The 21,300-nt window shown below is 54.8% G+C and carries 13 protein-coding genes and 4 tRNA genes; all 17 read right to left on the bottom strand.

What is annotated here, in order from left to right; translation table 11 throughout:
• Positions 1 to 18 precede the first annotated feature (18 nt).
• Entirely contained in the window at positions 19 to 1,344 is a 1,326-nt protein-coding gene (gene rsmB, locus BMW41_RS05875) for a 16S rRNA (cytosine(967)-C(5))-methyltransferase RsmB (protein WP_074649275.1), read from the bottom strand.
• Positions 1,334 to 2,041 carry a zinc metallopeptidase gene (locus tag BMW41_RS05870; protein ID WP_074649274.1) on the bottom strand — a complete coding sequence of 236 codons (708 nt, stop codon included), beginning with the start codon at positions 2,039 to 2,041 and terminating at the stop codon, positions 1,334 to 1,336. Before BMW41_RS05870 ends, rsmB begins: the two co-directional genes overlap by 11 nt.
• Positions 2,042 to 2,110: 69 nt before the next feature.
• Positions 2,111 to 3,058 (bottom strand): methionyl-tRNA formyltransferase, encoded by a 948-nt coding sequence (gene fmt, locus BMW41_RS05865; protein ID WP_074649273.1) that lies wholly within the window; start codon positions 3,056 to 3,058, stop codon positions 2,111 to 2,113.
• Positions 3,055 to 3,540, bottom strand: coding sequence for a peptide deformylase (def, locus tag BMW41_RS05860; RefSeq protein ID WP_031471579.1), 486 nt, complete (start codon positions 3,538 to 3,540; stop codon positions 3,055 to 3,057). Before def ends, fmt begins: the two co-directional genes overlap by 4 nt.
• 15 nt (positions 3,541 to 3,555) lie before the next feature.
• Positions 3,556 to 5,817, bottom strand: a complete 2,262-nt coding sequence (priA, locus tag BMW41_RS05855; protein WP_074649272.1) for a replication restart helicase PriA — start codon at positions 5,815 to 5,817, stop codon at positions 3,556 to 3,558.
• A 132-nt stretch (positions 5,818 to 5,949) separates the two neighbouring features.
• Positions 5,950 to 7,344: a UDP-N-acetylmuramoyl-tripeptide--D-alanyl-D-alanine ligase gene (locus BMW41_RS05850; protein ID WP_074649271.1), complete on the bottom strand. Its 1,395-nt coding sequence runs from the start codon at positions 7,342 to 7,344 to the stop codon at positions 5,950 to 5,952.
• A gap of 18 nt (positions 7,345 to 7,362) precedes the next feature.
• A complete protein-coding gene (locus BMW41_RS05845) occupies positions 7,363 to 8,844 on the bottom strand; it encodes a UDP-N-acetylmuramoyl-L-alanyl-D-glutamate--2,6-diaminopimelate ligase (RefSeq protein ID WP_074649270.1) in 1,482 nt (493 codons plus the stop codon).
• A 21-nt stretch (positions 8,845 to 8,865) separates the two neighbouring features.
• Complete coding sequence (locus BMW41_RS14135) at positions 8,866 to 12,570, bottom strand: DNA translocase FtsK 4TM domain-containing protein (RefSeq protein ID WP_083378805.1); 3,705 nt, start codon at positions 12,568 to 12,570, stop codon at positions 8,866 to 8,868.
• A 144-nt stretch (positions 12,571 to 12,714) separates the two neighbouring features.
• A complete protein-coding gene (locus tag BMW41_RS05830; RefSeq protein ID WP_074649269.1) occupies positions 12,715 to 14,337 on the bottom strand; it encodes a gamma-glutamyltransferase family protein in 1,623 nt (540 codons plus the stop codon).
• Positions 14,338 to 14,368: 31 nt separating this feature from the next.
• Positions 14,369 to 15,121 carry a tRNA pseudouridine(38-40) synthase TruA gene (gene truA, locus BMW41_RS05825; protein WP_031471585.1) on the bottom strand — a complete coding sequence of 251 codons (753 nt, stop codon included), beginning with the start codon at positions 15,119 to 15,121 and terminating at the stop codon, positions 14,369 to 14,371.
• A 92-nt stretch (positions 15,122 to 15,213) separates the two neighbouring features.
• A complete protein-coding gene (locus BMW41_RS05820) occupies positions 15,214 to 15,549 on the bottom strand; it encodes an Hpt domain-containing protein (protein WP_074649268.1) in 336 nt (111 codons plus the stop codon).
• 38 nt (positions 15,550 to 15,587) lie between these two features.
• Positions 15,588 to 18,260, bottom strand: coding sequence for a response regulator (locus BMW41_RS05815; RefSeq protein WP_074649267.1), 2,673 nt, complete (start codon positions 18,258 to 18,260; stop codon positions 15,588 to 15,590).
• A 19-nt stretch (positions 18,261 to 18,279) separates the two neighbouring features.
• Positions 18,280 to 20,508, bottom strand: a complete 2,229-nt coding sequence (locus tag BMW41_RS05810; protein WP_074649266.1) for an EAL domain-containing protein — start codon at positions 20,506 to 20,508, stop codon at positions 18,280 to 18,282.
• A gap of 258 nt (positions 20,509 to 20,766) precedes the next feature.
• Positions 20,767 to 20,839: transfer RNA gene (locus tag BMW41_RS05805), tRNA-Thr, on the bottom strand.
• A gap of 7 nt (positions 20,840 to 20,846) precedes the next feature.
• Positions 20,847 to 20,918, bottom strand: a tRNA-Glu gene (locus BMW41_RS05800).
• Positions 20,919 to 20,969: 51 nt separating this feature from the next.
• A tRNA-Pro gene (locus BMW41_RS05795) sits at positions 20,970 to 21,043 on the bottom strand.
• Positions 21,044 to 21,208: 165 nt separating this feature from the next.
• A tRNA-Glu gene (locus tag BMW41_RS05790) sits at positions 21,209 to 21,280 on the bottom strand.
• Positions 21,281 to 21,300: the final 20 nt, after the last annotated feature.

Raw genomic sequence — 21,300 nt, 5'->3', positions numbered from 1 at the left:
GATTTCGCGCTGCGTATGTTAAATTCTGCGGAAGACCGCGATAAAGAAGCCGTCGCAGGGGTGCGCTCCCGGAAGAAGCTGAACGTATCCTTCTTTCAGCGTCGCATCCTTCAGGCCGTCTCCGAAACGGCCGGTGATATCCACCGCCTCAAAGGGGAAATGTTCCAGAAACCATCTCCTGTTATCTTCGTTTTCTTCTCTTGTCACGGTGCAGGTGCTGTAGACCAGCGTTCCGCCGTGTTTTACGTATTTCCATACTGTTTCAAGAATTGTCCGCTGAAGCTTTGCCAGATCCCGGATCGCCTCCTCGGAAGCGTGATACCGGATGTCCGGTTTTCTGCCGATGACGCCCAGACCGGAACACGGAAGGTCGCAGATCAGGACATCGCAGGCTTCCTCATCTTCCGCCGCAAACCGGGATGCATCCCGAACCTCGGCGGTCAGATTGGAGAGCCCCGTCTGGGCAATATTTGCCTCCGTCAGAAGAATCTTATTCTCCGACAGATCCCGGACCGTGACATGGCCTTCCGGCCCCACAAGCTCCGCGGCGTGAATCGCTTTTCCGCCCGGCGCGCCGCACACATCTATGACGGTATCACCGGCCTTGAAGCCGGCGGCATATCCCTGCAGAGCGGAGCTCAGATCCTGAATCCGGATCTTTCCTTCCTGAAATGCGCGGAGCATATCCGGCTGATCTACTCCGTCAAGGCGGAGGATTCTTCTGTCCGGCCAGAGTTCCGTGACGGCGGCACCGTCCTCCTTCAGCGACCGGATCACCTGCTCCGGTTCCAGTCCTTCCACGACGCGAACCGTCATTCCGGAGGGCTCGGAAAAAGCTTTCAGCATGGCAGCGCATGCTTCCTTTCCGCAGTCTCTGTCCCAACGGTCAAGGATCCACTGCGGCATGGAGTACTGCACCGAACGGTCCGGCCATGTGACGGTTTCTTTTTTCCGGGCAATATTGCGCAGAACGCCGTTGACAAAGCCGCGAAGCCCCGAAAAGCCTCTGGACATCGCCAGTTTTACGGCTTCATTGCAGACGGCCGAATCCGGCACACTGTCCATATGGAACAGCTGATAGACGGACATCCGCAGAATCGTGCGGATCACCGGCTTCATTTTTTTAATCTTCACGGTGGAGAACTGACCGATGACATAATCCTCCTGAATCCGGCACTCCACCGTGCCTTCGATCAGGCGCTTCAAAAACGCGCGCTCCTGACGGCTGAGATAGCGGAACTTGTCCAGCGTCCGTCCGACGACGATGTGGCTGTAGCGGTCATGCTCCAGAATTTCCAGCAGAGCGTCCAGCGCGATGTCTCTCACGGTATTCTTAGTCGTCACGTCGTCTTCCTCCGAACAGGATCAGCAGACGAAGCAGCTGAAGGAGTGATCCGATGGTGGCGGCAACATAGGTGAGCGCCGCAGCCGTGAGCACTTTTCTTGTGTCGTTCACTTCGTCACGGATCAGAATTCCGGTGGACTCCAGAAGCCGGAGCGCACGGTGGGAGGCATTAAACTCCACCGGGAGCGTGACAAGCTGGAAGATCACCGAAAACGAAAACAGCACGATTCCAAGGCTGATCAGACGCCCCTGACTGAGAAATACGCCGATCAGAATCATCGGCCAGGACAGGGAGGAACCGATGTTGACCACCGGGACCATGGCGCCGCGCACCTGCAGCGGAACATACCCAACCGCATCCTGAACCGCGTGGCCGCACTCGTGCGCGGCAACACCGACCGCCGCGATGCTGGTCGATGCATAGACCGGATCGCTGAGATTCACGGTGCGTGTTCTCGGATCATAGTGGTCTGTCAGCTCGCCGGCCACATGAACCACCTGAACGTCATAGATTCCCTGGCTCTCGAGAATGCGCTTTGCCGTCTCCGCCCCGGTCAGACCGAGACGGGAGGAAACGCGGGTGTATTTGAGAAAGGTCGACTTCATCTTCATCGATGCGATGCCGGAGATAGCAATCGCGATCAGAATCAGAAAATACGTCGGATCAAAATAGTAACCATAATATCCGTAATACAAAACAAAACCACCCTTTCATGTTGCGGACCGCGGATCGGCCCGTGCAGAGAACAGAAGGTTACGGGAAATTTATGCTTTTACGAAGCGGTCGCCTTCCTTTACCGGATATCCCCGGAGAAACGCGTCCGCAGCCATGCGTTTTTTTCCGGAAGGCTGGAGTTCCAGAATCCGGAGGAGTCCCTTTCCGGTTTTGACATCAAAGGCAGTCTTGGAAACCGAGACCACTTCTCCCACTTCTTTCTTCTCGGAGGAAGCACTCTCCGGAAGAACCTGAGCCTTCCAGATCTTGATCACCTTTCCGTCCAGAGCGGAAAATGCGCTGGGCCACGGGTTCAGTCCCCGGATCAGCCGTTCGATGGATTCGGCGTCTTTCGACCAGTCAATGTCTCCCATCTCTTTGGTGAGCATGGCGGCATGGGTCGCCTCCTCTTCGTTCTGTTTTTCCGGATGGAGTTCTCCGGCCTCCGCCTTTCGCAGCGTTGACTGGATCAGTTCCGCTCCGAGAACGGCAAGACGGTCAAAAAGGCTTCCGCCGGTCTCATCCGGTGCAAGCTCAATCTCGGCTTTTTCGAGCATATCGCCCGTATCCATGCCGATATCCATCTGCATCGTCGTGACACCCGCCGTGCGGTCTCCGTTGATGACGGACCACTGAATCGGCGCACTTCCACGGTATTTCGGCAGAAGCGACGCGTGAACATTGATGCAGCCGAGTCTCGGAATCTCCAGCACTTCTTTCGGAAGAATTTGTCCGAAAGCGGCAACCACCATGACATCCGGAGCCATATTCCGGAGCAGCTCCACAAATTCCGGATCCTTTTTGATGCGGACCGGCTGATAGACCGGAAGCCCGAGTTCCATTGCTCTCGCCTTGACATCGGAGATCTGAACCGCTTTTCCTCTCCCCTTCGGGCGATCCGGCTGTGTCACAACCGCCGTCACTTCCACGCCCATCTCAATCACCGCGTCGAGAATGGAGACCGCAAAGTCCGGCGTTCCCATGAAAACTGCTCTCATGCTTCTTCCTCGTCTTCCCCGGCCTCCACGTCACGGAGTCCGCCTTCCACTTTATCGACATACAGGACACCGTCCAGATGATCGCACTCATGGCAGATGCATCTTGCCAGAAGGTCTGTGCCTTCGAGGCGGAATTCCTCCATGTTTTCATCGAGCGCGCGGACAATGACGTGCTCTGGTCTGGTCACCGTACCGGTCTTCCCCGGAACGCTAAGACACCCTTCATCGCCGACCTGTTCGCCGTCTGTCTCCTCGATCACCGGATTGATGAGGACATACTGGTTTCCGTCCTCGACATCCATCACGACAATGCGCTTGAGCACACCGACCTGCGGAGCCGCAAGACCGACACCGTTTGTCGCGTACATGGTCTCAAACATATCTTCAATCAGCTGACGGAGTGTCGGAGTCATCTCCTTCACTTCCTTGCATTTTTTTCTCAGCACTTCATCGCCTTCGGTTCTGACTTCTAAAACTGCCATATCTATAATCCTTTCTTATACATCGGTATCGCATGAGACGGCAACTTTTCCCGCATCCGGGAGTTTTTGTGCCATCTTAAGGGCATAGTTCCTGATTTTTAAAAGTATATCATATTTCATGCCCTTTATATATAACATTTTTCGGTAGACATCCTTTACACGGTAGACCGGAGCATCCGCCGGACCGATGATTTCAATGCCGTATTCCGCCGGATCTTCACCGCGTTTTGCCACGCTCTCAAGCGATTTCTCCACCCCGCGCCGGAGAAGTTCCGCGGTTCCCTCCGCCATGCGGATCACCGCGACCTCGTCCGGAGACTGGAACCGGATCTCCATCATGGCGCACACCGGCGGATAACCGGAGATCCTGCGGTAGGCGATCTCCGCCCGGTAAAATGCGTCATAATCCTGTGCCGCCGCAGTCTGCACCGCATAGTGGTCCGGCATGTAGGTCTGAATCACGACGTGCCCCGGCTTCTCTCCTCTGCCCGCCCGGCCCGCAGCCTGCGTGATCAGGGAAAATGTCCGCTCACTGCTCCGGTAATCGGGCGTGTTCAGCGACATATCCGCCGCCATGATTCCCATCACCGTGACGGCCGGAAAATCGTGTCCCTTGACAATCATCTGCGTTCCGATCAGAATGTCGGCCTCATGTTCCGAGAATTGTTCGAGAATCTCTTCTAGGCTTCCCTTTTTCCGGGTCGTGTCTGCATCCATCCGCAGTATCCTCGCGCCCGGGAACTCCTTTTCGGTCATCCATGCAAGTTTCTGCGTTCCGGTTCCGAAACCGGCAAGATACCGGGAACCACAGGCCGGACAGGTCTGCGGAAGCTCCGTCTCATATCCGCAGTAGTGGCAGACCAGCCGTTTTTTTCCGTGGAGCGTCAGCGACACATCGCAGTGCGGACAGTGAAGCGGTTTTCCGCAGGATCGGCAGGATATAAATCCGGCGTATCCCCTACGGTTGATAAAGAGCATCACCTGTTCGCCGCTCTTCAGTGCTGTCTCGATATGACGGTGAAGAGTGCGGCTGAATATGGACCGGTTTCCCCCGGCCAGTTCCTCTCTCATATCCACGATCTCCGTCTGCGGAAGCACGCTTCCCGGAACCGCCCGTCCTGTCAGCCTGGACAGAGAGTATTTTCCCGACTCGGCCCGGAAGAAGGATTCCATGCTGGGCGTTGCGCTCCCCAGTACCACGCAGGCACCGGAAAGCCGGGCTCTCGCCTCCGCTGTTTCCCTTGCGTGATAGCGGGGGACATTCTCACTCTTATAGGCATTTTCATGCTCCTCATCAATGATGATGAGGCCAAGACGGTCAAAGGGCGCAAACAGGGCACTCCGGGGGCCAATCATGATGGACACCTCCCCTTTCTGCGCCCGCATCCACTGATCATACCGCTCTCCGGCGGAAAGCCGTGAGTTCAGAATCGCAATCCGGTCGCCGAACCGGCGGTAAAAGCGCATCACCGTCTGATAGGTCAGCGAGATCTCCGGAATCAGCAGGATTACCTGTTTTCCCTGGGAGAGAACGTGGTCCATCAGTTCCATATAAACTTCGGTTTTACCGCTTCCGGTCACGCCGCAGATCAGCCTTGTTCCCCGGATTCCGGCATCGTATTCGGCCCTGAAATCCGAGACGGCAAGCGCCTGCTCTTCATTCAGCACCGGTTTTTTCCCGGTGTCCTGCCCGGCTCCGCAGCTGCCCCGGATCACCGTCTCTTTCTCCATCCGTATGGTTCCGTCCTCCAGAAGCGGCTCCAGCGACGAGTCCGAGATGTGAAGCTGGGTCCGGGCAATCTCCAGCGGTATGGCCCGCGCCAGGCGGAACTCGGTGAGAAGCCGAAGACGGGCACGGTATTTTTTCCGTTCCGCCTCACGGATCGCCGCCTCCAGTGCATCCTGATCCAGAAGGCAGAGAATGGTCTTCTTTTCCTGAGGACGAATCTTCTGTTTGACCGGAAGAACGGTCTTCAGGGCCTGATTCATGGTTCCGCCGTAGTTTTCCCGGATCCATTTTGCCAGAACAATCAGCTGGGACTGTACGCCAAGGGATCCGTCATCACAGGATAAAATATCTTTTATTTTTTCGGGATCAAATTCCGGCTCCTCACAGATCTCCACAACATAGGCACTCCTCTGCCGGTTGCCCTGGCCGAACGGAACGTGCACACAGGAACCGATGCGGACGTCCGCCTCCAGGCGCGCCGGAATCCGATATTCAAATATCCGGTCGACACTCGATGCCGAGATGTCGACGATAACCTTTGCGTACATCGTTTTCGCTATCCCTCCTGACAGATAAGGGCCTTTACCCCGTGGTTATGGTTTAAAATGAGGCGGACCGTTCGTGATCCGCCTCCTGTGATGGAACAAAGTCCGCAAGCGGACCTCGGCTCCCCTGTTCATTTATGCCTCATCCGTGAACTCGGCCGCTATGGTGCCAAGCTTCATGCTGTTGGAGCCCTTGAACAGAACCGCATCGCCCTCAGTGAGTTCATTCTTCAGAAATTCCGTCATTTCATCCCGGTCTTCCTCCAGAAAGCTTTCAATCCGGAGATTTTCCCGCATGCCGCCGGCCGCAAACGCCCCCTTTGCAATCTCCTTTGCAAGACTTCCGTATACCACCAGAAGATCCAGATGCATGGCGGAAACCGTTGCACCGATGTCCCGGTGGAACCGGATTTCCTCTTCGCCCAGTTCTTTCATATCCGCCAGAACCGCGATGCGGCGTTTGGAGTCACGCATCCCGTTCAGAACGGAAAGTGCGGCGCGCATGGAATCCGGACTTGCATTGTAGGTATCGTCGATCACAAGAATCCCGTTCTTCTCGGAAATCTGGAGACGTCCCTTGAAGCCGCGGAATTCCTTCAGCTTTGCCGCAGCCGCATGAAGATCGACGCCGAAATGCTCCGCCACCGCCATGGCGGCGAGGGCATTGGAGACATTGTGCACACCCGGAACAGAGAGTTCGACGGGAACGCGGACATCACCGTGAACATAGGTAAATGTGCCGCATCCGTGTTTCGGCATGAGATCCTCCGCGTGACATTCGTTCTTCTCCTCACGGCCGAAGTGCAGAATGGAAATGCCGTCTTTCGGGGTTACATCCGCCAGAAGATCGTTATCCCCGTTCACCAGAAGAAGACCTCCCTCCTTCATTCCGTCCTGAATGTGAAGCTTTTCTTCCAGAATGTTCTCGCGGGAACCGAGATTCTCAATGTGAGCCACGCCGATGTTGGTCATCACGGCGCAATCCACTTTCGCGATTTCGGAAATCTTATGCATTTCTCCGGGATTGCTCATTCCGAGTTCCAGAACCGCGATCTCATCCTCTCCGGAGATCTCGGAAACGGTCATCGGAACGCCGACCTGACTATTGTGGTTGGCCGGAGTCTTAAAGGTGCGGTATTTGGCGGAGAGAGCCGCCGCGACCATCTCCCTCGTGGTGGTTTTTCCGACACTGCCGGTGATGCCCACCAGCGGAATGGTAAGACGGTTCCGGAGCCATGCACCGATGTCCTGAAGCGCCTTTACGGTATCCTCCACGCGGATCAGCGCACCGCTCATCTCCTCCGGTGCCTCGTCGTGTTCCGAGGTGAGTGATGCCGCCGCGCCGTTCTGCATTGCCTTGGCAATGAACGCGTGGGCATCGTTTTTTTCGCCGATGATCGGGACAAAGAGATCATTACCGCGCATCACGCGGGAATCAATCGCGATGTTTTCAAGCTTCTGATCCGGGTCTCCGCAGAGAATACGGCCGCCGACTGCCTCCGCAATATCCTTTACTGTAACATTTTCCATAACGTGATCTCCTTTATCTCAGGCTAAGCCGAGCTCGGCAGCGGCCTTTCTTACTTCTTCCTGATCGGAGAAATGATGCTTCACTCCCTCGATTTCCTGGTAGTCTTCGTGTCCTTTTCCGATCACCGCGATGATGTCGCCGTCCTCCGCGTGTTCGAGACTGTAGCGGATTGCATCGCGGCGGTCCGGGATCTCGACATATTTTCCGTCGGACCGCGCGAGACCGGTCTTGATATCGTTCAGAATATCCGTCACGTTCTCAAAGCGGGAATTATCCGCCGTGATAATGTTCAGGTCCGCGTAGCGCCCGCCGATCTCGCCCATGTCGTAGCGGCGGTCTCTTGCCCGGTTGCCGCCGCAACCGAAGACAACCACGAGACGCTTCGGATGATAGCTCCGGAGTGTTTTCAGCAGCGTCTCCATGGAAACGCCGTTGTGGGCATAATCGACAATAACCGAACATTTTGCCGATTTATAGACAATCTCCATTCTTCCGTTGATGTGAAGGTTTTCGAGACTGTGTTCAAACCGGTCTTCCGGAAGATCGAAATGCGAGCATACTCCGGCTGCCGCCAGCGCGTTGCAGGCATTAAAGATGCCCGGAACCGAGACGCGGAAGCGGTGATGTCTCTTCTCTCCGTCTTTTTCGTAATTCATGGTGAATCCGATTCCCACAAAATCATGTTCACGGATATAGTCGATCGCCTCCGCTGTGAAATCCGCGGACTGTTCCAGTGAAAAGGTTTTGATCTCCGCCTTCGCTCCGTCGGTGATCTCGTCAAAATGAGGATCATCCCGGTTTACCAGGCAGACATCGCTGTTCGCCAGAAGCATTTTCTTAAAGCCGATGTACTCCGCGAAATCCGCATGCTCGTTCGGGCCGATATGGTCGTTGGAAATGTTCATAAATATCGCGTAGTTATAGTGAATTCCGTTCACACGCCGCATCTTGTAGCTCTGGGAGGACACCTCCATCACCATGTATTCACAGCCCTCCTCGACCATTCTTGCAAAGCTCTGCTGCAGAATATAGGATTCCGGCGTGGTGTTTGCCGTCGGTGTATGGGTATCGCCGATGACAATGCCGTTGGTGCCGATCAGCCCGGTTTTCTTTCCGCAGGCCTCCAGCATCGCCTTGATCATATAGGTCGTGGTGGTCTTTCCCTTTGTTCCGGTGACGCCGATGGTCGTCATCTTGCGGGCCGGATAGCCAAAACGCGCGGCAGAAAGAAGCGCAAGTGCATCTCTTCCGTCCGAAACACGGAGAACAGTCACATCTGCCGGCACCTCCACCTCATGCTCGGCGACGATGACTTTCGTCCCCTTCGCCACCACATCCGGAACAAACCGGTGCGCATCCACATTTGCTCCCCGCATGCATACAAACACGGTTTGCGGCGCGGCCTTTCTGGAGTCATAGACGACTTCCGTCACTTCCTCATCCAGATTTCCCTGGAGAAGCGTATAGTTCAGTTCTCCCAACCATTCCCGTAATTTCACGGTTTTATCCCCCTGATTCTTTTACATCATACTGTTTTCAAACTGCTCCATGCTCATCAGGATCTCGCGGGGCTTCGTTCCCTGCTCCCCGGCGACAACGCCGGCTTCTTCGAGCTGATCCATGATTCTTGCCGCACGGTTAAATCCGATCTTAAACATTCGCTGCAGCATGCCGATGCTCGCCTTGTCCTTTTCAATGATAAAGCGGGCGGCCTGCTCAAAGTACGCATCGCGCTCACCGCCGCCTCCGCCGAAGCTTCCGACGCTGCTTGCGCTGATCTTGGACTCGATGTCGTCCGCATACTCGGCTTCATATCCCTCATCGGTCAGATAGCGGACCACCTCTCCGACTTCCTCATCCGAGACAAATGCGCCCTGCACGCGTTTCGGCTTCGGATAACCGGACGGATAAAAGAGCATATCGCCCTTTCCGAGAAGTTTCTCGGCTCCGTTCATATCGATAATCGTTCGCGAATCGACGCCGGAGGAAACCGAGAAGGCGATTCGGGACGGAATATTTGCCTTGATAACGCCGGTAATGACATTGACCGACGGTCTCTGGGTCGCGATGACCAGATGAATGCCGGCCGCACGGGCAAGCTGTGCCAGACGGCAGATCGCCTCTTCCACATCGCCCGGTGCCACCATCATGAGATCGGCAAGCTCGTCGACAATGATGATGATCTGCGGCATTTTCTTCGGCTTTTCCTCTCCTTCCAGATCGGAAATGCCGTCGACACGGGCATTGTATCCCTTGATGTCACGAACGTTGTACTTGGCAAATGTGTTATACCGCTCAGTCATCTCCTGTACCGCCCAGTTCAGCGCGCCGGCCGCCTTCTTCGGGTCGGTTACAACCGGAATGAGGAGGTGCGGTATGCCGTTGTAGACGCTGAGTTCGACGACCTTCGGGTCGATCATGATCATCTTGACTTCTTCCGGCTTTGCCTTGTAGATGATGCTCATGATCAGCGTATTGATGCAGACGGATTTACCGGAACCGGTGGCACCGGCAATCAGAAGATGCGGCATCTTTGCCACGTCTGTGACCACCGTCTGTCCGCCGATGTCTTTGCCCACGGCAAAGGCAACCCTGGACTTGTGCTTGGAAAATTCCTGAGATTCTAGCAGCTCACGCAGATAAACCGTCTTCTGTTCTTTGTTCGGAACCTCGATGCCGATGGCCGCTTTTCCCGGAATCGGCGCCTCAATTCGGATATCCGCGGCGGCCAGGTTCAGTTTGATGTCATCCTGCAGGGCGAGAATCCGGCTGACTTTGACGCCCATATCCGGCTGGAGTTCATACCGCGTAACGGTCGGACCGCAGCTGATATTGGTCACGGTGACGCCGACGCCGAAATTCTTCAGTGTCTGCTGAAGCTTCACGGCAGTGTCCTCGTAATAGGATGCGTCAAACTCGCCGCCCGGGCGCATGTCTTTCCGTAGAAGGCTCAGCGGTGGGAAGACATATTCTTTCTTGGGCTGCATTTCCTTCTGTGCGGTGAGCTGGGCCTGAACATCCGCCGCTTTCCGCAGAGCGTCCTGCTGTTCCCGGATCTTGTCCGCCTTTGCCTCAAGCGCCGCCTTCTTCACCAGAATTGCATCCGCATTCGGATCCCGGGGCGGAAGAACCGCGCCGGTGGCTGTGATCACCGGCTGATCCCTGCGATCATATGACGAAGATGCCGGAATCGCAGAGGATGCCGACTGTGAAAACGGACGTGCTTCAGGAGCCGGTGATCCGTTAGGCCGCGCCGTGGAATTTACGGCAAGCGCCGCGGCGGAAAAACCGTCGTCTTCTTCCGTATCATATCCGTTTTCATCGGATTCACCGTTCAGCTCATCGTTTTCATTCTCCTCTTCCGCTTCCTCGTCATCCCCGTCATCCGGCTCCGAATCATGGGCGGAGGATCCGTTTTCGAAAGTATATTCTCCGGACGTTTCATCCGCTCTGTCGAGTGTCTCAGACGATCCGGCTGCTCCGTCGGATGTTTCAGACGATCCGGCCGTTCTGTCGAATATCTCCGAAGAAACGGCTTCTCTGCCGAATGACTCCGGTTCTCCGGCAGTACTGTCAAACGTCTCCGGCTCCCCGTTCTGCCAGTCATGATTGCGAGCAGCCTCCTCGGGAAGCGGATTTCCGCTGTACATTTCTTCAAACGTCCGGGTATCTCTGCGGATATAGACCGCCTTCAGAATATTGTCATCGCTTCGGTTCTCATCCTGATAACGCACCGCGGCCCGGATTCCCTCATCCGGATCCTCTTCTTCCTCAAAGGAACCATCATCACCGTCCCAAGATTCCGACCCGGCGTATTCCTTTTCGTTTTTCGATGAGAACTCCGCAGAAAACGCGCTGTCATCCCCTGACGCATTGTCCCATTCCTCATCCGTCTGTTTTTCCGGTTCCGTCTCCCATTCCGAATCAACATCGTCATCCGGAGTATCTCTCCGGATATCTTTGGTCATCTCATTTGCTCTGTCCGGATATCTCGGAGACGGACCGGTTTTCCCGGTTCCGGCGTCCGGCCCGTCAGATTCCGTCATGTCTCCGGATGCCGAAGCCGAATCCTCATCCGTCTCATTCATGCCGGAGTAACGGATCTTTCCGCGGAATACCGAAGCAGGATCTGTTTCATCCGCCGCCCTGGACGCCGCGGCCAGAACTTCTCCCGCCTTGCGGAGACGCGAATCCATCTCCTCCGACTGTGCGGTAAGGTGTTCGGAGACTTCCGGTACCATCTCCGGAGAAGGTGCACTTTCCCCGGCGGGCGACGGGAAGTCAACCACCCGGTCGCCGCGGGAAGTGACGGAAAAGATCGGTTCCGGTCCGTTTTCCTCTTTTCTTCCGAGAATCCGCTCTTCATCAAACTCCGCATCTTCCGGACGGCGTCTGCGCGCCGGAAGCTCCTTTGCGGCATTCTTAAAGGACTGGCTGAGTGTCGCACCGCGAAGTTCGGCCGCCTCAAGATTTACCCCGCGGACATTCTGGTCCTCCAGCCGTTTCGCCTCCCGGATTTCCCTCTCGGCCGCTCTCATCTCTCTTCTCCGGGAGATGTCCTCTCGCGCATACTCATAGGTTGACTCGCTCTTTTCCCGTACCACTTTGACCAGAGATTTTCCGGTAACCAGCACACAGCCGATGGCCATGAGCGCGGTCAGAATCAAAAAGGTTCCGACACCGCCGACCACCGCATGGAGTGCCATGTAGAGAAGGCCGCCGAAAAAGCCGCCGGCGCCGCCCTGCAGGTAATAATCCGCCGGAGATCCGGTTCCCGCTTCACCGATAAACAGCTGAATCATCGAGCCGAGAGCCCAGAGGAACAGCACGCTCCCGCCAAGACGCACGCAGGCACGCATGCTTCCGTTATTGGACAGATAAAAGCACACGCCGATAAAAATGGCGATGGGCGCAAGATAGCCGAGCACGCCGAAAAGTCCCAGAGTAAACGCGCTGAGATAACTGCCGAATGTTCCGATCACTCCGAAATTGCTCAGGAAAAAGAGCGCACAGAGGGCAAAGGACAGGATGATGCCCAGCTCAGTGCTGAGTTTTCCGTCCTCATAATAAATCTCCTCCTGCTCTTCCTCCGCTGTATTCCGCGCAGTTCTGGTTTCTCTCTGCGCAGCAGTATTTTTCTTCTTATTTCCGTTTTTCGAAGATCCTCGTTTTGTCTTCTTTTCCGATGCCTCCGCCGGTGCAGAGGTTTTCTTTCTTGATGCCATTCAGAACCTCCATGTCATCATTTGCCTAACTTCATAAGTATACAAAAAGTCACGGAAAATTGCAAGATTTAAGAGAACGCATGTGCGATAATGTGCGATAAACCGGCGACAGAGTATCTCACTCCGCCGCCGGTTTATCCGCTGTCAATATCCCATTACAAAGCCATCGGCCCGCGGATCGGAAGCTCCAACCAGCGTTCCCTCATCATTTCTCAGAATGATCTGACCTCTTCCGTAGGAGATCCGGTTCTCCGCGATCTGAACATCATGTCCTCTTCGGATCAGATCTTCCCGGATTCTCTCCGGCATTTCTTTTTCTAGTCCAATCTCCAGTCCCTTCATCCACTGCCAGCGGGGACGATCCAGCGCTTCCTGCGGATTCATGCGGTAATCAATCATGTTAGTCAGCGCCTGCAGCTGTCCCTGCGGCTGCATGAACGCACCCATTACGCCGAAAGGGCCCACCGCTTTCCCGTTTTTTGTGATGAAGCCCGGGATGATCGTGTGAAATGCCCGCTTCCCCGGCGCAAGTACATTCGGAGAGTCCTCATCGAGAGAGAAACCGAAGCCCCGGTTCTGAAGGGAAATGCCGGTTTCCGGAATCACGATGCCGCTGCCGAATCCCTTGAAGTTGCTCTGAATGTAGGAAACCATGTTTCCCTCGCTGTCCGCAGTACACAGATAGATCGTTCCGCCGGACATGGGGTCTCCCGCCGACGGAACCGCGGCGTGTTCACCGATCCCGCGTCTGCGCTGCTCCGTATACTCCTCCGAGAGAAGTCTCTCCACCGGCACCCTCATCGTGTCCGGATCAGAAATATACCGGAGGCCGTCCGCATATCCAAGTTTCAGCGCTTCAATCATCCGGTGCACATTTTCCGGGTCATCCGGGTCCTCGTGATTTATGTTCATTCCGTTCAGAATCGCCAGCGCCATCAGAACGACGATGCCGTCTCCGTTCGGCGGAATTTCCCATATATCGTATCCCCGGTAATTGACGCTCACCGGCTTTACCCAGGACGGATGGTATGCCGCCAGATCTTCTTTTCGCAGAAACCCTCCGGTTTCCCGGGCAAAAGCATCCATTCTGTCTGCCAGATCTCCGCGGTAGAATGCCTCAGCCCCGGTGTCCGCGATCCGTCGAAGCGACCGGGCCATATCCTCCGATTTCCACACCTCTCCTGCTGCCGGCGCGTGTCCTCCCGGCGCGAAATGCTCCATCCAGGGGCGAAACTCCGGCTCGGTTCTCTGCGAAAACTCCTCGAAGGCGGCGTTCCAGAGATGGGCGATCACTGGTGTGACCGCATATCCATCTTCGGCGTACCGGATGGCCGGCGCCAGAACCTGACGGAGCGGAAGTTTTCCGAAACGCTCGGAAAGCGCAGCCCACCCGGCGGGAGCCCCCGGCACCATAATCGGCAGCCAGCCACGGACCGGCATCTGTGAAAATCCCATTTTCCGGACCATTCCTGCCGAGAGATTCATCGGCGCCCTTCCGCTGGCATTGAGGCCGAACATTTCGTCCTTCACCCATACGATGGCAAAGGCATCACTTCCGAGTCCGTTGCTGGTGGGTTCCAGAACGGTCATACAGGAAGCGGCCGCAATCGCCGCATCGACGGCGTTGCCTCCGGCTTTCAGGATGTCCAGGCCTGCCCCTGCGGCCAGCGGCTGTGTTGTGGATACCATACCGTTCCTCGCATAGACAAGGCTTCTTCTGGAAGAATAACGGTAGGAAGAAGGGGAAAATTCAATCGGAAACGGCATGGTGCATATCCTCCTGTTTCAAGTCTGCTGTTCAGTAATCCACATTCATCATGCAGAGACCCTGAGGCGGCGCGGTGGGGCCGGCAAATTTTCTCTGCTGCTTTTCCAGAATGGCATCGATCTCTTCCGGCTCCATATGGCCGAGACCGATCTCCAGAAGCGTTCCGGACATAATCCGCACCATATTCTGAAGGAATCCGCTGCCGTGGAAATAAATCCGGATATAGGGCCCCTGTTCTTTGATCTCCGCGTCGAAAATGGCACGGACCGTCGATTTCTTCATCTTATTGTTGCCGCAGAAACTTTTGAAATCGTGGGTTCCGACCAGCCGTTCCAGTCCCCGTCTCATCCGGTCCACATCCGGCCGTTCTTCGATGACGGTTACATATTTGCGGTCAAATACCGGCTTCCGGTCCGCACACCAGAATGTGTAACAGTAGGTCTTACCCTTCGCCTTAAACCGGCTGTGAAAACGGTCGGCGCAGACCTTTAGTTCATTCACACTGATGTCCTCCGGAAGATACTGATTCATATATGCGCGGATCTCATCCTCGGTTTTGCCGGTGTCTAGAAGAACATTTGCCGTCATCGCTCTGGCGTGAACGCCCGCGTCCGTTCTTCCCGCTCCGATCACCGTGACCGTCTCTCCTTCCGGAAGCTCCAGCATACGGTTCAGAACGTTCTCCAGTTTTCCCTGAATTGTCATATCGGTGGTCAGCTGACGCTCCCATCCGTAAAAGCGGGTTCCGTCATAGCTGATGGTCATTTTGTAATTCCGTTTCATGTACTGCATTCGTCCGATTGCGCCGCGGCAGTCGGACGATTCCTTTCCCTTTCTCTTATCGTTTCACTTCGTCTCAGTCTTCCATCCTGCCGCTATCGGTTCAGAACCTTATCGCGGCATTGAAGGAGTCGCTCAAGAAGCCCCTCATAATCGGCATCTGCCCCGGTGCGAAGAAGTTCCGTCATCTCGGACGCCGTCTCGTAAAGCGGCGTGAGCGACAGATTCGCCGTCACTCCCTTGATGGCGTGAACAGCCTCAAAGGCGGTCTTTTTGTCTTCCGCTTTCAGGGCGGAAACCAGCCTGTCAAAATTCGCGTCGTGCAGCGCCATATCCACAAGGCGAAGATACATCGACTCATTGTTCATACAGCGCATCAGCCCGTCTTCGATGTCTGCGCCAAAGGCGCGAAGTGCCTCGACTGTCAGCATTTCACATCACTCCATTCTTTCACAGATCCGTCCCCGGGTCAATCCCGGATCAGTCTTTCCAGTGTTTCAAACAGCATTTCCGGCTGAATGGGCTTGGTCAGATGCGCATTCAGTCCCGCCTGCATGCTGCGCTGCACGTCCTCGTCAAATGCGTTCGCCGTCAGGGCGATGATCGGAATGGTCTTTGCGTCCGTCCGGTCCATGGCACGAATCGCCCGGCTCGCCTCCAGACCGTCCATCTCGGGCATTCTCATATCCATCAGAATGGCATCGTAGTATCCCAGTTCATGGGACGCAAACATCTCCACCGCAATCCGTCCGTTCTCGGCATGCTCGACTTCCATCTGACGCATCTGCAGAACCATCAGCATAATCTCCGTATTGACCTGCACGTCTTCCGCAAGCAATACTCTCCGTCCGGTCAGATCTGCCCTGCCCGCCTCCTGACTTGCCTTGATGCCCTTTCGTATCATAGCGGACCGGAACTCTTCCAGAACCGTCGCCGCAAAGAGAGGTTTGGCAAGAAAACTGTCCACACCTGCCTGCACCGCCGTTTCCAGAATGTCGTCCCACCGATAGGCCGTCAGGATAATGATGGCGGAATCATCCCGCACAATCCGGCGGATTCTTCGGGTGGTCTCCACGCCGTCCATCTCCGGCATCTTCCAGTCAACCAGAATCAGGTTGTAGGGTTCCATTCTCGCGCTGCGAACCGTAATCATTTCCAGGGCTTTCGCTCCGGAGTCGGCGGTCTCGGATGAAATCCCTGCTTTTTCCAGAACCAGTTTTGCATGTTCACAGGCAATCGGATCGTCGTCCACGATCAGGACGCTCATCTCGCGGGGATGAATGACCGCCGCCTCTGCTTCGGAGTGATCGTTCTCACAGTCCATCAGGGTAACCGTTACCGTAAAGACAGAACCGCGGCCCTTTTCGCTCTCAGCCTCAATTCCGCCGTTCATCATTTCCACAATGTTTTTGGCGATTGCCATGCCCAGCCCGGATGACCCGTACTTACTGGTGGAAGACGAATTTTCCTGACTGAATGCGTCGAAGATGTGAGGCAGAAATTCCTTGCTCATGCCGATGCCGGTGTCCGCGACCCGAAACTGAAGTGTTGATCTGCGGTCATAGTGTGCCGTGCGGCTTACGGTCAGCGACACCTTTCCGCCTTCCGGCGTAAACTTCACCGCATTTCCCAGAATGTTGATCAGCACCTGGCGCAGTTTCATGTCATCCCCGATGTAATAATCGTCCACTTCACCCTGAATGTGACACTGATAGTCTAGCCCTTTATCACTGCACTGCCCGCTGATCATGGTATTGATCGCTTTCAGAAACTCGCAGAAGGAGAATTCCTCATTCTTCAGGGATAATTTTCCGGATTCGATGCGGCTCATATCCAGAATGTCATTGATCAGATACAGAAGATGCTCTGCGGACGCCTCGATCTTTTCCAGATATTCACGGGTCCGGTCGGAAATATCCGGATCATTCAGTGCAATATTGTCCAGTCCGATGATGGCGTTCATCGGCGTTCGTATCTCATGGCTCATATTGGAGAGAAATGCCGTCTTTGCCTTGCTGGCTTCCTCCGCCAGCGCCAGGGCATCGCTGAGCGCCTGGCTTTGCTGCTCCAGCTTCTCCTGCAGCGCAATGCGCCGCTCCAGTTCTTTCTGCTTTCCGCGGATTTCCGCCTGTGCGGTCTCGGATTCCAGCGTAAGGCGTGCGTTCTTCCGGATCTGCATATACCCGAAGCCGGACAGAGCCAGAAGTATGGCCGCCGTCAGCGCCGATTGGAAAAAGCTCTGCCGAACAATGTTTTCGGATACCGCGTTCATTTTTTCGCTGATCAGACTTTCCCGAATCAGATACGTCAGCATCCAGTCTGTCCCGGCCACGGGACGGTAGCTTAAGGTTTCCCGGATTCCGTCATAGGTAAAAGATACTTCGCCGTCTTTTCCCTCCGCGAAATCGGCTGCCGCCTGCTCATAGGAATAACCCTCGTCGTATTTTGCGTTTTTCAGGGCCTCCAGAAGATTATCTTCCACCGCAAGGCCGCCCAGAACCGTGTTGCTGAGGGCATTTCCTTCACGGGTGTAAATATTGCAGAACGTGGTGTCCGAACTCTGAAAATCCATGGAGACCCCGGCCAGAAGTTCAGCCATACCGATTTCCATAAAGCAGACGGACAAATCTTCTCCGCAAAACGAAAGCCGTTCAATCGGCACGGCAATCACCGCTTTCTTATTCATGGCCCCGGGATTCAGCACAAAGATGTCGGGCTCAGAGAGCGTTTTGTAATCAAAACCGTAGTCCGCGATATTGGTCTGCGTGCCCGTGGAGGTGTAAATCAGGCCGTTTCGGTCCACAAAAGCAAACTTGTCCAGCCGGAACAGCTTCTTCATTCTGGACTGATACGCCTGCAGATGTTCCGCATCCTTCAGGTCATCCTCTGTCATTAAGGAAACTGCGACCCGGATCACTTCGATTTTATCCTTAAGATTATTTGCCACCACCTGTTCCCGCCGTCCGGTGAGCTCATCCAGATAGAGAAGGCTGACGGAATGAACGGCGGATTTGGTCCCGTTTTTCGCATTTTGTCCCATCCAGATTGTGCTGAGAATCAGAATCAGGGCAACCACTGTGATGCCTGCGCTGGCAATCGCGGTCAGACTGTTCTGCTTGTGCTTGTGCTTGTGCATGTTCATCGTTCCATCCCCCATCCTCTCATTCCTGAAGAAAACGGTTCAAAACTTTGGTTCGGATTTCTTTTCTGCGTTCCAGCGCGACATCCGCATCCCGGAAAACCGCGCCTCCCGTCTTGTCGGTATCGGAAAATGCCACGCCCACGCTCAGTGCAACCGGTATAAGTTCTCCCGGCATTTCCCGCAGCTCCTCGTTGATGCGGTCAATCTTTGACGAAATCCGGTTCCGGTCGGTACTTCCGGAATGGATCATGAGAATGACAAATTTATCCTCGCGAAGGCGGACAATGCAATCCATGCGCCGGAAATTCTTCCGGAGCACCCCTGCAACATGTCTGATGACGCGGTCTGCGTACTCTCTGCCGTGTTCATGCCGTATTTCAGCATAATGATCCACCTCGGCGGAAAGCACGGTAACCTGCTTATGTGCTACCCCCTGCAGCAGAATTTCAAACGCATTTTTGTTGTAGAGTCCTGTCAGCGGATCGTGCAGGGAGTCCGGCTCATCCCGGTCCGTGCCGGACTCTTCCGGGCCGGAAGGACGGAAGACGTTCCGCTTTTCTTTGAGAAAAACTTCAAATTCTTCTGACGGCAGGGGTCTGGAAAAATAATATCCCTGAATGACGTCACAGCCCATGATTTTGAGTGTGATCATCTGTTCCTCCGTTTCCACGCCCTCCGCAATGGTGGGAACGTCAAAGCGGTCCGCCAACTGAATCATCGCCTCCAAAAGCCGGGTATCCTTCTGCTCCCGGAAAGCGCTGCGGATAAACTGCATATCCAGCTTCAGCGCATCAATGGGCAGAGAGGAAAGCATACTCAGCGAGGAATAGCCGGATCCAAAATCATCCATCTCAATGCGGAAACCGGTTTTCCGAAGCTCGCAAACCGTTTCTATCATCTGATTCGAGTCTTCGGTATAAGCGGATTCGGTAATCTCCAGAAGGAGTTCTCTGCTGCTCAGACCATTTGCCGCCAGAATGCTCTTCAGATTCTCCACAAGAGACGGATCCAGCAGATCGACCCGGGACACATTGACCGACACGGGAAGTGCGATGTCGAGCTGTTCCTTCCATCGCCGTACCTGTGCGGCTGCCTCGGCCCATACATACTGATCCAATGCCCGGATCAGGCCGTTGTGCTCGAACAGCGGCACAAATACGCAGGGGCTGATCATGCCCAACGCCGGATGATTCCAGCGCACCAGCGCCTCGGCGCTGACCAGAACCGGTTTGTTCGGGCGCACATCAAATTTAGGCTGGTAATAGACCCGAAACTGTTTTTCCGCAATCGCGGCGGGAAAATCTTCCATCAGCTGGTCTGACAGAAGCTCCGCATCGCGCATCTCATTGCTGTACATTCCGATTGCGCTGGCAAATTGTCCCCTTACCGTTTCCGCCGCCATCTTCGCACGGTCAAACCGCCGCTCCAGATCCAGTGTCTTGTCCACATCGGCATATACTCCCATCCGGATCCGGATCCGGCTTTCTCCTTTCCCGTCTCCCGGTATGGAAATGCCGGCGCGGTTCAGAATCTCTCCGTAATCACTGCGGTGCGGACAGTAGATCAGAAAGGAATCCGCTTCGCTCCGGCATACGATTCCGCCGTTTTCTCTGACCGCCTCCCGGACGCTGCCGGCAAGACGGCGAAGAATCTCATCACCAACGCTTTTTCCATATCGGTCATTGATGGTGTGAAAACGGTTGATATTCAGGAAAATAGCGTCAGCGGAGGCGTTTTTGTGATAGAGGTCCAGCTGTGCGGCGTGATGATAGAAGAATTCTTTATTGTACAATCCCGTCAGATGATCCCGTTCCGTCCACCGGAGTATATCTCTGTTCTCGGACAGTTCGATGGTGCGCAGGATTCGGGCAAGGATGACTTTTTGCTGCGGATATGGTTTCGGAATAAAGTCAATGGCTCCAAGAGTAAGACTTTCCACCTCGGCTTCACTGTCCGCGGTCATGACAATGACGGGAAGACCGGCCAGCACCGGATCGCCTTTCATCCTTCGCAGCACTTCCAGACCATGAAGATCCGGGAGATTCAGATCCAGAAGCACCAGACTCAGTGTCTTGTGCCGGGCGCGGATGAGTTCCATCGCTTCCTGTCCGTTATACGCGGAAAGAACTTCATAGGTGTCGCCGATCAGCATCTTCAGAATTTCCTGATTGACCGGCTCATCCTCCACAACGAGGATACGTCTTTTCTCTTCCGAAAGATCAAAGGAATAATGTATTCCTGACTTCATGCGACACCCCCTAATGCACTCTTTTTTATACATTTTATGGTAACGCAAGAGGAGGCCAATTTCAATCTCAGAGAAGTTTCCTGTCACGCGGAACGAAATTCGCAAGCGGCCTTTGGTTCTCCCATCCCCGGGGTACTGAGGAAAGCCCCGGGGACTTTGCGCGCCCGCCGCGCGGAGCTTTTTCATAGGGATTTTCGAAGAAAATCCATGAAATAAAAAAATCCCCGGAACCATCGTTCCGAGGATTACTCTCTCCGAAGCTACTGACCGGACTTGAACCGGTGACCTGCTGATTACGAATCAGCTGCTCTACCAACTGAGCCACAGTAGCATAACCATGACCTCGCCGGGAATCGAACCCGGGATTACGCCGTGAGAGGGCGTCGTCTTAACCGCTTGACCACGAGGCCTTATTCAATCTATATGAGCCGAACCGCGTTTCACAGTTTTGCTCAATATAATCGAGGCGACAAGATTCGAACTTGCGGCCTCTGCGTCCCGAACGCAGCGCTCTACCAAACTGAGCCACGCCTCGATTCCGGATGTTTCCATCCCATCGCACCGCTCTCGCCGCGCGACTTGTATAATATATCATATCATTTTATGGATTGCAAGTATAAATTTTAAAACAAATCAGAATATTTTTCATGCAAAAAAAGGCACAAAAAAATCCGGAGAAAAATCTCCGGAGTTTCTGGAATGACCTCGCCGGGAATCGAACCCGGGATTACGCCGTGAGAGGGCGTCGTCTTAACCGCTTGACCACGAGGCCTTATTGAATTTATATGAGTC

Source organism: [Clostridium] aminophilum, assembly GCF_900101295.1.
GTDB classification, from domain to species: Bacteria; Bacillota; Clostridia; order Lachnospirales; family Lachnospiraceae; genus Clostridium_R; species Clostridium_R aminophilum_A.
This window is presented reverse-complemented; position numbering and strand designations above follow the sequence as displayed.